We start from the raw sequence: 12,735 nt of genomic DNA on the forward strand, positions 1-12,735 counted from the left end.
ACTCCGGACGGTTTTTTCTTTGCAATAACCTTTTCCTTTCCCGCGTAGTGACCAGTATGGGATTCCTTTCACACGCATTTCTGGCGGCTGTATTTTCGCTCTCTCCCTTTTTGGCGTCTGCCGCGGCCTTAAAACCCAATATCATTCTTATTTACGCGGATGACCTGGGCATGGGCATGCTGGGCTGCTATGGCCAGGAAATCGTGAAAACACCCAATATTGACCGCCTGGCCAGCCAGGGCATCATGTTCACCCGGTGCTACAGCAGCCAATATTGCTGCCCGGCGCGCGCTTCCCTGCTTATGGGCGTGCACGACAGCCACTCCCATTCCTACACCCAGACAGCGGGAGCCCTGGTTATCACGGCGGAACGGGAAGGCTGGTCCAATGAGCAACTGGAAGAGAAAGCGGCACGGGCAGCACGCATCAAGGCCGCCAGGGGAGAAGTGTTCCTCCCGGAATTGCTGAAAAAAGCCGGATACGTCACGGGACAGTTCGGCAAGCTGGAATGGGGATTCACCACCTGGCACGGAGAATTGAAAAGACACGGCTGGGACCGCTATGCAGGGTACATGGACCATCAGCGGGCCCATGGCTTTTATCCCTCCTTCCTCTGGAAAGACGGCGAACGCCTCCCCCTGAAAGGCAATATTCATGCCGACGGAGGGAAAACCACGGAAGACTACAGTCCGGGAGCCACAGAAAAACGAAGAGGCAACAGGGAAGGCAAAGTCACCTACGCTCCGGACGTGATGCTGGCGGAAACCCTTCGTTTCATGGAGGAAAACCGGAACAGGCCCATGTTTATCTTTTTTTCCACCAACCTTCCCCACGGCCCGGTAGATATTCCTCTGGAAGAAAACACGTACGCGGGCTCCCCTGCCATCCGCCAGGCCTATGGCAATGCCAGCGGAACCAACAGGGAATGCGCCGGAGCGGCAGAAGAATACGCTTCCATGGTGGACAAGCTGGACAGGCAGGTCGGAGCCATCGTGGACCAGGTGCGCAGGCTGGGCCTGGACAAGCGCACCATTATCATTTTCAGTTCCGACAACGGGCATGAACTTTACTACCGTACGGATAAAGGCCGCGGCCGCGGGCCCGACTGCCACGGAGGCGTTCTGGACAGCACCGGGGAACTGCTGGATGTTTTCCGCGGCAGCCGCGGCCGCATTGGCCCAAACAACGCCATGGCCAATCTGGCCGGCCTGAAATGGACCAGCCATGAAGGGGGCATCCGTGTTCCCCTTATCATTTCCTGGCCCGGTACGCTGCCCTATGGAAAGGTCTGCCACAATTTGGTGGCCAACTACGACCATATGGCCACTTTCGCCGATCTTGCAGAGGTCCGCATGCCGGAAGGCAAAGATGCCGTTTCCTATAAAGATATACTGTTCGGCAACTCCGCCAGGCAGCGCGATTATGTGGTCGTGGACCACACCGTCATCACGGGAGACGGCTGGAAACTTACGCAAAAACGGAATAAACCGTTCCTCTTTCACATAGGCAGGGACCCTGAAGAAAGGCATAATCTTGCGGAAACAAGGAAAGACCAGCTGGAAAAACTCCAGGCCATCTACAGAAAGGAAGTGGGCAGCCCCAGAAAAGACCGGTAAAAACCGGAACCGGCCCGGCGCACCCCTTTTTCCGCCGGGCGTTTTTGCAGGTTGAAACCTGAACGTTCCGCATGTAGAGTTCCCCGGTGAAGAACAATCCCCCCTCCCCCCGCCAAACAGCACTGAATTGCCTGAAGAGCTGGCATGCAGGCCGCTCCTTCGCGGAAACCCTCGTGGACCGGGAATGTTCACGGGCTGCGCTTCCACCGGCAGACAGGCACCTGGTGCAGGCTTTGGTTTTCAGCGTATTGCGCAACCGGACCTGGCTGGACCACATCATCGAAACCCTCCGGAAAGGCAGACTGGACGAGGAAGCGCGCCTTATTCTCCAACTGGGGTTGAGCCAGCTTTTCCTGCTGGGCATGGCGGACCACGCCGCTGTGTATGAAACCGTGAATCTTGCGTCCGTACGCCTGAGAGGACTGGTAAACGCTATCCTGCGCAACGCTTTGCGTCGGGAGAAAGACATTCTGGAAGAACGGGAACAGCTTCCGCTTTCCATTCATTATTCCACCCCCGCGTGGCTGGTGCGGAGATGGACGGAACAAATGGGGCCGCAAATGACCCGTGACCTGCTCCGCTGGAACAACACCACGCCGCGCCTGTATGTGCGCGCCAATCCTCTGATGCCCATGAAAAATATTCCGGCCTCGCTCGCCCCGCTGGACCGCGCGCCCGGCTGGTTCTCCGTGGAAGGCCTTCTGCCACTGGAGGAAATTAAAGCAGGCTCCCTTTACGTGGCGGACCCTTCCACCCGTTACTCCATTGATTTGCTGGCCCCCCAGCCCGGGGAGGAAATTCTGGACGCCTGCGCCGCCCCCGGCGGCAAATCCGCAGCCATCATCGCCGCTACCGGAGGCAAAGCCCGCCTGACCGCCACGGATCTCCACGAACACCGGCTGCCCACCCTGAAGGAAAACCTGGACAGGCAGGGATCCCCCTTCGTCAGGACGGCGCAGGCGGACTGGTCCCTTCCCTGCCGCCCGGAATGGGAGGGCCGCTTTGACGCCGTGCTTCTGGACGTTCCCTGTTCCAACACCGGAGTCATCCAACGCCGCGTGGATGTGCGCTGGCGCCTGACTCCGGCGGAAATCCGCCGCCTGGCCGCGCTCCAGAAGACCATTCTGGAAAACGCCTCCCGCGCCGTCAAACCGGGCGGCAGACTGGTTTATTCCACCTGTTCCATTGACGCGGAGGAAGACGGACTGCTGGTCAGGGACTTTCTGCAGAACCACCCGGAATGGACGCTGAAAGAAGAAAAACTTATCCTCCCCCACGAGGAAAAATCAGACGGCGCATATGCGGCCCTTTTGATCTGTGCTTGACCTCGGCTCCAATTTGTCAACAATGCGTGTTCCTGATTTATATCATTCCATTATGTCCCGCAAACCCATCATCGCCGCCAACTGGAAGATGAACATCGGCCCTGCCGAAGGCGCCCAGTTCATCGAAAGCTTCAAAAACCTTATTAATGGGAAAGACGTCGCGTGCGACGTAGTCATCATCCCTCCTTTCACCACCATTCCCTCCGTGCAGAACGCCCTGGGCGGTTGCTCCTGCATCGCCGCCGGCGCCCAGAACGTCTCCCAGTATGACAACGGAGCCTACACCGGGGAAATCTCCACCAGCATGCTGAATGAACTGGGGCTCAAGTATGTGGTGCTCGGCCACAGCGAACGCCGCCAATATTTCGGAGAAACGGACGCCATCATCAACTCCAAAATCAAGAAGGCCATCGCCGCAGGCATTACCCCCATCTTCTGCATTGGCGAAACGAAGGACGAACGCCTGGGAGGCATTTTGGAACCCGTGCTGGAAATCCAGCTCAAAGGCGGACTCAAGGATCTCTCCCCGGAAGAAGTAGCCAACCTGGTCATCGCCTATGAACCCGTCTGGGCCATCGGCACCGGCCTGACCGCAACTTCCAAGGAAGCTCAGGAAGCCCACTCCTTCATCCGCAAGGTTATTTCCGACGTCTTCGGCGCAGACGCCGCCGCCAAGGTGCGCATCCAGTACGGCGGCTCCGTAAAACCGGAAAACGGGGAGGAACTCATGGCCCAGCCGGACATTGACGGAGCCCTGGTGGGCGGCGCGTCCCTGAAGCCGGAATCCTTCGCCGCTCTGGTAACTTCCGCCAAGTAAGCGAAATTCGGCGTCCCCCCCTTTCTACAGGCCGGTCCTTCACGGGACCGGCCTTTTTCATCCCCGGCACACCGGCCACGCTCTTTTCACCCAAAAGCGCAGTTTCTGCCTTTTCAAGCGGCCTCAATCGTGCATAATGGCGAGAAATCATGAAAACCCGCTCACTTACCCCACGCAGCAAAGGTTTCACGCTCATTGAAGTTCTCGTAGTCATCGCCATCATCGCCCTGCTGGCAGGCGTCTCCTACAGCATTTATTCCCATGCCACGGAAACGGCGGCCAGAACGCGCTGTACGGACAACCTGCGCCGCATTAGCGACTGGGGCAAGGAATTCGCAGGCCAGAACGGCGGGAAACTGCCCTCCAGCGGCATGAAAGACAGCCTCCTGAGCGCCAGGGAATGCCGGAACTGGTGGGACGCCCTGGCGCCCATCGTCAATGCGGAACAACCCGACCTGATCGCCCGGAACGCCAAGGAACCCAACATGCTTCCGGACACGTTCCGCTGCAAAAACGACAAGCGTCCGGAAATCCTTGGAGCGGAGGATGCCAACCTTCCCGCCGGGCCGGACACCATTTCCTATACCAGCTGGCTGGACAACCGGAAGGGGCGTCCCATGAATGTGGCGCGCGGCCAGGCCCTGCGGGGCAAACCCTGGATCAGCGACGGCGTCCCGATTGACGGGCGTAGCGTCATCACGGAACAGGATTTTGAGGAAATCGTAGTCCCGGCCCTTGAACGCCACCAGGGAGGAATCATGGTGCTTTATGCGGACGGGAAAATATCCCCCATTGAGGACCCCACACTTAACAAAGTCACCCAAGGCTCCTGACCCCCCTGTTTTTCCTCCCGGCGCGGGAAGGAAGCCAACGGACCGTTGCCGGTAATCCAATGGAATTTTCTTCCTGCTCCCGCTGATTCGTCTTTACGAAGCCGGGATAATCATTAAGGTTAGCGTCCAGATGAACCAGCATGCACCCTTCCTGCATCCGTACGACGGCATGATACCACTGTCTGTGGCGGGGTATATCCTGGGAACCGTCCTGCTGCTGGCCCACCTGTATGCGCTGGTAAAAAGGCGGCAGGTGCAGGCTTTTCTGCTGGCGTCTCCGCGCAACCATCTGCTGGCTCAGATTCTGCTGGCCGGCGGCCTGTTCTGGTTCTTTCTGCTGGTGGCTCCCGAAGGATTGGGCGTGCTGAGCCGCTTCCGGGTGGGACTGGCGGAATTTGAAGGCATCCGCTGGCTGCTCCAGCTGGCATGCCCCGTCTTTCTGGTGCTGATGGTCACGCAGGTGAAAAACCTGCTCTTTCCACGGGCGCTGGGCATCTTCGGCCTGATGGTGGCGGCTCCTCTGCTCAGTGCAGCCTTCCTTCAGGAGCCAGTGACCAGGCTCCTCATTCCCATCTGGTGTTACATCGTCATTTTCCTTTCGATTCTCTGGATAGGCAAGCCCTACCTGTACCGTGACATGGTCAATAAAATATGCTCCAAGCCAGCCTGGTGGACGCCTCTTTGCCTGGGAGGCATGGCCTATGGAGCCGCCATTCTGCTTTGCGCCATCCTGTGGTGGTAGGGAGCCCCTTCCGGCACGCTTCACCGCGCAGAAGAGATATCCAGCCGCTGGAGAAAGTCTCCGGAAAAAACAGGCATACGCAACGTCGGCCCTTTCCGTAACAACCTGTTTTTTCCTTCCTGTTGAAAGACTCAAGAGCGATTCCGCTTATTTATAGATGATTATTTCATCTTCCTTTCATGCGCTCTATCCTACGTTCCTCCATCCTGGCCGGCATAGCCCTCTGGCTTCTTTCCCCTGCCCTTTCCCTGGCGGACAGGCCCAATATTGTGCTTATCCTGGCCGATGACATGGGATGGTCCGACCCGGGCTGCTACGGCTCGGAAATACCCACCCCCGCCCTGGATACCCTGGCCAGGCAGGGAATGCTGGCAACCCGGCTCTACACCGCTTCCCGCTGTTCCCCCTCCCGGGCTTCCATCATGACCGGCTGCGAACCTCACAAGGCGGACGTAGGGCTGCTGGATGACGACAACGGGCGCCCCGGCTACCGCGGCCGCCTGAATCCGAATATCCCTACCCTGCCGGAACTTCTGAAAAAAGCGGGATACCGTACCTATCTTTCCGGGAAATGGCATCTTGGAAAAGTCCGGGGAGCCTATCCATGGGACCGAGGCTTCGACCGCTCCCGCGGCTTGCTGGGCGGAGCGGCAGATTATTACAAACCCATGCCGGACCGGCCCTTCGGGGAAGACGGGAAACTGCTCCGTCCGGAGGATCTGCCGGAGGACTTCTACATGACGGACGATATCACCAAAACGGCTCTGGCCTATATTGACGATGCCGCCAAAAGCAATCAGCCCTTCTTCCTCTACGTGGCTTATACGGCTCCGCACACTCCCCTCCAGGCCCCCCGGAAGGAAATAGAAAAAATGCTCCCGTTCTACAACGGCAAATCCCCCCACGCCATTGCTTCCCAAAGACTGGAAAAACAAAAGCTGCTGGGAATCGTCCCGCCTGCCGCCAACCTGGGCATGGCCGGCAAATTCAATCCCGAAGGTTATGAACAAGCCTCCGCAAAACGCAAGGATTATATGGCCGAATGCATGGCCGCCTACGCCGCCCAAATCGTTATCATGGACCGCGGAATAGGCCGCATTCTCGCGTCCCTGGAACGTCACCGCCTTTGCGACAATACCATCGTCATGTTTTTATCAGACAATGGCGCAACAGCGGAAATGCCCCAGAACAATAAAAACAAGAAAACCACCCTTCCCACAGGTCCGCTGGGAGAAGTCGGCTGCAGGGACGGATACGGCCCCATGTGGGCGGCTGTGTCCAATACCCCTTACCGCCAGTATAAAATAGAAACCTTTGACGGAGGGCTGTCCGCCCCCTTCATCATTCGCTACCCTTCCAAGATACGCCCGGGCTCGCGCTACCACTCGCCTTTCCTGCTCCAGGACATCGCCCCCACCTGCCTTGCATGGGCCGCCCTCCCCATTCCGGCCCATATGGACGGCAAGCCGCTCAACACCTACTGGAATAACCCTCCGGAACTTCCTCCGTCCAAGGTGTGGGACTACATTCCCAATACCTGCCCTCCCCGCACTATTTTCTGGGAACATCAGAGAAACCGGGCGGCCCTGACAAGTCAATTCAAGCTGGTGGCTCCCAACCGTGGTCCCTGGCAGGTGTACGACATCAGGGACAGGACGGAGCAGAACAATCTGGCATCCAGGCGCCAAGAGCTTGTGGAGCAATTGTCCGCGCAGTACAGGAAATGGGCGGCGAAAAATCATGCCGAATAACACAGCACGGCAGGGGGGATATGCGCCCTGAACGTTTCTATGGGAATTCCCTGCCGGAAAAGAGTTCCGGGCCGTCTCTTCAAAGAACGGCAACCGACATGTGATTTACCGCCATATCATGCTATCAACCTCCTGGTGAAACATATAGCGCCGGAGTCATATCCAACACCTGAAATAAGAAAGAGAAACCCCGTAAGTTCAGTGACTTACGGGGTTTTTAAAAGAGGAATGGTACTTGGACCGGGACTCGAACCCGGGACCAATAGATTAAAAGTCTACTGCTCTACCAACTGAGCTACCCAAGCACTTACCCTTGCTGGAAGGGCGCAAACAGTAAACACCACACCTCCTTTCATGGCAAGCGCAAAATGGAAGATGAACAAAAAAAGATCAGGATTCCATGCATTCCATCCATCTCGCGCGCCATTCCGCAGGAATACGCGCAGGGCGCCCCTGCGGCATCTGGACAAGGGCCAGCTGCTGATGAGCCCTGACCAAAAGATCATTATTGGAAGCGCGCCGCATTTCAAAATCGCACCAGAAGCGGGCCCGCTCCACGGATTGAAGCCATCCCGTCGTTAAAATGGTGTCTCCAAGAACAGCCGGACGCACATAGTCGATCTCATGGCGCACCACCACGGCAAACTGCTGCAAATCGCTCATGGTTTTGTAATCCATTCCCAGTTTAGCGCCAAGCTTGGTGCGGCAGGCTTCAATCATGCGCAAATAGGCCAGGTTATGGACTACCCCGCCGCAGTCCGTATCATAAAACATGACTTCATCTTCCGTATGAAACATCAGCTCCGGATTCATGTCTGCCATTGTAAAAAGGAAACAGGCGGGCTGAAAGGAAATTCCGGTTCAGCCGCGCCATGCATGATGCGTACGCGCCAGCGTCAGCACGCAGACGGAAGCAGCCCCGGCGCGGAGGAGCAGACGGGCGCAGGAATCTGCCGTGGCTCCAGTCGTAAAAACATCATCCACCAGCAGCACATCCCTGCCCCTGACGGGGCGGCGTTTCATCCCTTTTTCATCCGCCGCATAAATTTTACGGGCATGTCTGAGCCGCTGCTCCCGCGACAAGCTGGCCTGGGGAAGCGTATCCGGCAGGCGTTTCAACACGCCGGCACAGGGCCAGTCCAGTTCCTTCCCCAGCAGCTCCGCCAGTTCCTGCGCCTGGTTATACCCCCTTTGAGCCTGCTTGCCGCGATGCATGGGCACGGGAACGAGCAGGCGCTCTTTCCCTCCGAACCAGTGAAGATTTTCGCGCACAGCCTCCGCCATCATCTGCGCGAAGGAGCCGGCCAGATGAACGGCTCCCCCATATTTGAAGGCCAGCAGCAGATCCCGCAATGACCCCGTATTCACATACACGGCGCGGGCTTCCTCAAAAGAGGGAGGAGCCGCCGCGCAGCGGCGGCATAATCCGGACGGAATGAAGGAACCCTCCGCCGGTTCCCCGCAGACGGCACAGAAAGGAGGTTCGACAGACACGAAACTTCCGCGGCAGTCCGGGCAGACATGGCAGCCGTCCAGGCCGCCGCGCCCGCACAACTCGCAGACAAAAGGATACACCCAGGAAAGCCATTCCCCGGCAACCGCCCCCAGCATTCCCCGCACGGCAGAAAGTTGAAAGGGGCTCCTATCGTCCGCCCTTCCCATCGTGGAAACCGGCGTCCTCCTCTTCCGGCATCTCTTCCAGAAGCTTGTCTATGGTTTCAATGAAACGCCACGGGCATCGCTTGCGCTGGTATTTACGCCACAGCACATCGCGCAGGGTCACCCAGTGCGCCCGCGTTAATTCCACGCGTTCCCATTCCACATCGTCACGTTCCGCACGGCCCACCTTGGGGGCGCACTCCAGCTTCCATTTGCCGGCATGGTGGCATGCCCTGTACACCAGGGTGCCCTCTTCCGTGCGTTCTTTCCACGTGTGAACTTCCATGGAGGCGAGTGTAAGGAAGAAGCGTTCCGGGTAAAGAGGAATTTTTTCTAGTCATCCGCCCTTGCGCGATTAGTATGGCTCCGTCATGAACGACACTGAAATGATCGAATGCCGCGAGCCTGCCCTTCAAATGCAGCGCCTCATCTCCATCATGAAACGTCTGCGCGCCCCCCACGGCTGCCCCTGGGATGCGGAGCAAACCCACCATTCCCTGATTTCCAATATGATTGAGGAAGCCTATGAAGTCGTGGACACCATCCAGCGGAATGACTGGACGCAGCTGAGGGAAGAATTGGGCGATGTTCTGCTTCAAGTGGTTTTTCATGCGGAGATTGCCCAGGAAGCAGGGCGCTTCAATTTCAATGACGTGGCTGCGGAAGTAAGCGAAAAACTCGTCCGCCGCCATCCCCATGTATTTGCCCAGTCCAAGGCGGATACGACGGATGCCGTATTGGCACAGTGGGACAAGATCAAACGCCGGGAAAAAGGGGCGGAAACAACCCCGTACCTGCATGGAACAGGCAAGGGGCTGCCTCCCATGCTCCAGGCATGGAAGCTCCAGAAAAAAGCCGCCAAAGTAGGATTTGACTGGACGGACGCCCAAGGCGCCCTTGACAAGGTGAAGGAAGAAACCGTGGAATGCGGGGAAATTCTTTCCGCGCCGGAGAAAGACCCACGCGTCGCGGAGGAATTGGGAGATCTTCTGTTTTCCGTAGTCAACCTGTGCAGGAAGAAGGGCATCGACCCGGAAACGGCCATGGCCGGAGCAAACAGAAAGTTTGAGCGGCGTTTCAACGAAATGGAACGGCTGCTTGCCAAAGACGGCCTTTCCCTGGAAGAAGCCTCTGCGGACGCCATGGAGGAACGCTGGCAGCAGGCGAAATCCGCCCGGTAACGAAAACCGGGGTCAGGCCATCATGTCCATGTTCGGGTCTTTCCAGGCCGGATCATATCCCCTGGCATAGCTGAACACATGCTTGTGCATGTATTCGAAGTACTGCTCCTTCTGCATGGGGGTGAGCCGTTTCCAGATGGCTACGTTCAAGGCGCGGCACACCTTCTGCATCATTTTCAGGGTAAGCTGGCGCCCCTGCCGGGCTTTTTGAACCTGTTTGTGGGTAAGCTGCTCCGGAGAAATCTCCACCAGGTCATGATTGGTCAGATGCCAGCGCTTCATCAGTTCATCCAAAGGCTGTTCTCCGTGGTTGCGTCCGGTTGCTGTGGCTTCCTCGTCCATACGCCTTTCTTCGTGCCCTATTTCCGGGAAATAGGCAATACATGATTGCCCCATCAGCACTTTTTTTGTATTTCCAGTTGCCCGGCGTCCGGATACATGGTTCAATCCCGCCCCGTTGCAATAAGATGATTAGCGAGAAAGAGGAATTACTGGAATGGCGCAAACGCGCCGCCGCACAGCCCGCGGGACGGGTAGTCCTGGATCTGGAGGCAGACAGCCTGCACCGCTATCAGGAAAAAATCTGCCTGATCCAATACGCGGATGAAACGGGTTCCTGCCTGATCGACCCTCTCTCCATCGAAGATATGGGGCCTTTCTACAACTGGCTGAAGGAAACGGAAGTCTGGATGCACGGCGCGGACTACGACATGAGCCTCTTTCAACACGCCTGGGAAACGTTGCCCGCCATGATCTGGGATACGCAGACGGCGGCGCGCCTGCTGGGATTCCGCCAGTTCGGACTGGCCGCCCTGGTGGAACACTTCTACGGCATCACCCTGAGCAAATCCTCCCAAAAGGCGGACTGGGCGCGGCGCCCCCTTTCCCCGACCATGGTCACCTACGCCCTGAACGACGTAAATTACATGCTGGACATGGCGGACAAACTGACGGCCGCCCTACGGGAAAAAGGCCGCATGGGCTGGTTTGAAGAAATTTGCAGACACTCCATGGAACGCGCCCGGGAACGCCATCTGGCCGGACATCAGGACCCCTGGCGCATCCAAGGCTGCGGAAAACTGAACAGGAAAGGGCTGGCCGCCCTGCGGGAAATGTGGACCTGGCGCGATGCGGAAGCCAAAACGTGGGACAAGCCCGCATTCATGGTTTGCTCCAATGCTGACCTCATCCAGTGGAGCGTAGCTCTTCAGGAGCAGCGCACCGTGGCTCCTCCGCCCCGTTTTCATGCCCACAGGCGCAGCCGGTTCATGAATGCGCTCCAGAAATTCTACCTGCTGGATGAAGAGGACTACCCATGCCGGCCCCGCATCCAGCGCCGGCAGCATTCCGAACAGTTTGAAGACAATCTGGCCCGCCTGTGCAAACTCAGGGATGAAAAAGCTGAAGAGCTGGGCATGGAAGGCTCCTTCCTGATTACCCGGGCCTCTCTGGAAGCCATTGCGGAAGACAGGGAAAAAGGCGTTTCCACCCTGTTGAACTGGCAGAGAGAAGCCCTGGGTTTTTAAGCGGTTCTTTTTGCAACGGCAAAATACCCGCCCCCCAGCCGCCCAGCATCATTTGTCCTTCATCACGGACGGCCAATACAAGCCTTCTCTCTGGCCATTCCCGGCTTTCTGAAGGCTTTCTCCGCTCAGGGAGAACAGGCAAGGAACGAAAACTCTTCCCCCGCAAACGCCGTTTTCCCTTACCTGCCTATTTACATTGAGCAGAAGACAGTCGTTTTCTATAATGCAGGGCAAGCCCCTTTCTCCATGCCCTCCAACAGCCATTCATACATGGTCCTGGCAATCGTCTGCGTCTGCGCTTTTGCCATGTGCGCCTTCCTTTCCTGGCAGAACCGGGAGAAAAAAAACCGGCTGGCGCGGCAGTACGCGGAATTTTCCATGCCGCAGCCCTCACTGGGAAGCACCCCGGCGCAACAAAAGGCCCTACTCGAAATACTCAGCGGAGAGCAGAAAAATATTTCTCAGACTTCCCCGAACCGTCAACAGACGGCAGCACCGCCGCCCCGGAGCCGAGAAAAAATCTTTTCCCTCCCGGCAGGGCATGCTAGGGTGGCAGGCGATGAATCATGCCGATTTAGACCAGTTGCTGATCCTTCAGGAAAAGGATGTGCGGATTTCCAAACTCCGGAAGGATCTGGCTTCCCTGCCGGAACAGAGAACACGCCTGCTGAAGCAGATGGAGGCCATCAAGCAGAAGGCCCTGGCCGCCAAACAGGAAGTGGCAGGCATTGAAAAAAGCATACGGGATGTGGAGGCAGCCGTTGAAACCAAACGCTCCTACATCGGCAAAATGAAAACCCTCCAGTCCAACACCCGGAAAAACGAGGAATACCAGAGGTGCATCCAGGAGGTGGAGAAAACGGAAGCCGCTATTGACGCTCTGGAAACCTCGGAGCTGGAATTGATGGAGCGCCTGGAAGCAGCAAAAACGGACATGGAGCGGAAAATCCGCCGTGTACATGACGCCCAGCGGGAGCTGGAGGAAACGCTCGCGCGCTTTGACCGGACGGCAGAGACGGACAAGGAGCTTTTGAACCAATTGAATGCGGAACGCGCGGATCTGGCCGCTGCCGTACCGGAAGATTCGCTGGGGGAATACGAACGGATGACCAGAAGCAAGGGGGTTCCGGTCATTGTTCCCATGGATGAAAAAGGCCATTGCGGCGGCTGCCACATGGTTATCACGGACAACGCCCGTATGAAAGTGCTGGGCGGCCACGAAACCGTTTACTGCGACAGCTGCCACCGCATCCTCTACTGAAAGAGGTTCCAGGAACGCCGCCGG

13 protein-coding genes and 1 tRNA gene are annotated in these 12,735 nt (G+C 57.6%); 9 read left to right on the plus strand and 5 right to left on the minus strand.

Translation table 11 applies throughout. From position 1 onward, the window contains the following. Positions 1 to 56: 56 nt before the first annotated feature. From O4G22_RS03040 to O4G22_RS03065, 6 genes are all read left to right on the plus strand, one after another. On the plus strand, positions 57 to 1,616 hold the full coding sequence (locus O4G22_RS03040) for a sulfatase-like hydrolase/transferase (protein WP_306702128.1): 1,560 nt from the start codon (positions 57 to 59) through the stop codon (positions 1,614 to 1,616). Positions 1,617 to 1,702: 86 nt separating this feature from the next. After that, entirely contained in the window at positions 1,703 to 2,941 is a 1,239-nt protein-coding gene (locus O4G22_RS03045) for an RsmB/NOP family class I SAM-dependent RNA methyltransferase (RefSeq protein WP_306702129.1), read from the plus strand. 52 nt (positions 2,942 to 2,993) lie between these two features. Further along, complete coding sequence (gene tpiA / locus O4G22_RS03050) at positions 2,994 to 3,758, plus strand: triose-phosphate isomerase (RefSeq protein WP_306702130.1); 765 nt, start codon at positions 2,994 to 2,996, stop codon at positions 3,756 to 3,758. A 149-nt stretch (positions 3,759 to 3,907) separates the two neighbouring features. Beyond that, entirely contained in the window at positions 3,908 to 4,591 is a 684-nt protein-coding gene (locus O4G22_RS03055; RefSeq protein ID WP_295977369.1) for a type II secretion system protein, read from the plus strand. A gap of 130 nt (positions 4,592 to 4,721) precedes the next feature. Next, positions 4,722 to 5,333: a hypothetical protein gene (locus O4G22_RS03060; protein WP_306702131.1), complete on the plus strand. Its 612-nt coding sequence runs from the start codon at positions 4,722 to 4,724 to the stop codon at positions 5,331 to 5,333. Between the two features lie 179 nt (positions 5,334 to 5,512). Further along, on the plus strand, positions 5,513 to 7,084 hold the full coding sequence (locus O4G22_RS03065) for an arylsulfatase (RefSeq protein ID WP_306702132.1): 1,572 nt from the start codon (positions 5,513 to 5,515) through the stop codon (positions 7,082 to 7,084). 229 nt (positions 7,085 to 7,313) lie between these two features. Here O4G22_RS03065 and O4G22_RS03070 read toward each other — a convergent pair. From O4G22_RS03070 to O4G22_RS03085, 4 genes are all read right to left on the minus strand, one after another. Further along, positions 7,314 to 7,389: transfer RNA gene (locus O4G22_RS03070), tRNA-Lys, on the minus strand. 85 nt (positions 7,390 to 7,474) lie between these two features. After that, positions 7,475 to 7,906 carry an acyl-CoA thioesterase gene (locus tag O4G22_RS03075; RefSeq protein WP_215444215.1) on the minus strand — a complete coding sequence of 144 codons (432 nt, stop codon included), beginning with the start codon at positions 7,904 to 7,906 and terminating at the stop codon, positions 7,475 to 7,477. Positions 7,907 to 7,945: 39 nt separating this feature from the next. After that, positions 7,946 to 8,695 carry a ComF family protein gene (locus O4G22_RS03080; RefSeq protein WP_306702420.1) on the minus strand — a complete coding sequence of 250 codons (750 nt, stop codon included), beginning with the start codon at positions 8,693 to 8,695 and terminating at the stop codon, positions 7,946 to 7,948. 31 nt (positions 8,696 to 8,726) lie between these two features. Further along, on the minus strand, positions 8,727 to 9,029 hold the full coding sequence (locus O4G22_RS03085) for a hypothetical protein (RefSeq protein ID WP_182916460.1): 303 nt from the start codon (positions 9,027 to 9,029) through the stop codon (positions 8,727 to 8,729). Positions 9,030 to 9,114: 85 nt separating this feature from the next. Here O4G22_RS03085 and mazG point away from each other — a divergent pair, with 85 nt between their 5' ends. Continuing rightward, positions 9,115 to 9,924 (plus strand): nucleoside triphosphate pyrophosphohydrolase, encoded by an 810-nt coding sequence (gene mazG, locus O4G22_RS03090; RefSeq protein WP_306702133.1) that lies wholly within the window; start codon positions 9,115 to 9,117, stop codon positions 9,922 to 9,924. Positions 9,925 to 9,936: 12 nt separating this feature from the next. On the opposite strand, the gene O4G22_RS03095 is transcribed toward mazG, so the two are convergent. Continuing rightward, the gene (locus O4G22_RS03095) at positions 9,937 to 10,266 is read right to left on the minus strand and encodes a hypothetical protein (RefSeq protein ID WP_306702134.1); all 330 of its coding nucleotides are present in this window, start codon (positions 10,264 to 10,266) and stop codon (positions 9,937 to 9,939) included. Positions 10,267 to 10,391: 125 nt separating this feature from the next. On the opposite strand from O4G22_RS03095, the gene O4G22_RS03100 reads away from it, so the two are divergent. Together O4G22_RS03100 and O4G22_RS03105 are read left to right on the plus strand one after the other, a co-directional pair. Further along, entirely contained in the window at positions 10,392 to 11,450 is a 1,059-nt protein-coding gene (locus tag O4G22_RS03100; protein ID WP_297667387.1) for a ribonuclease D, read from the plus strand. A 541-nt stretch (positions 11,451 to 11,991) separates the two neighbouring features. Further along, entirely contained in the window at positions 11,992 to 12,711 is a 720-nt protein-coding gene (locus O4G22_RS03105) for a zinc ribbon domain-containing protein (RefSeq protein WP_306702135.1), read from the plus strand. Positions 12,712 to 12,735 lie beyond the last annotated feature (24 nt).

This window comes from Akkermansia muciniphila (assembly GCF_030848305.1).
GTDB classification, from domain to species: domain Bacteria; phylum Verrucomicrobiota; class Verrucomicrobiia; order Verrucomicrobiales; family Akkermansiaceae; genus Akkermansia; species Akkermansia muciniphila_A.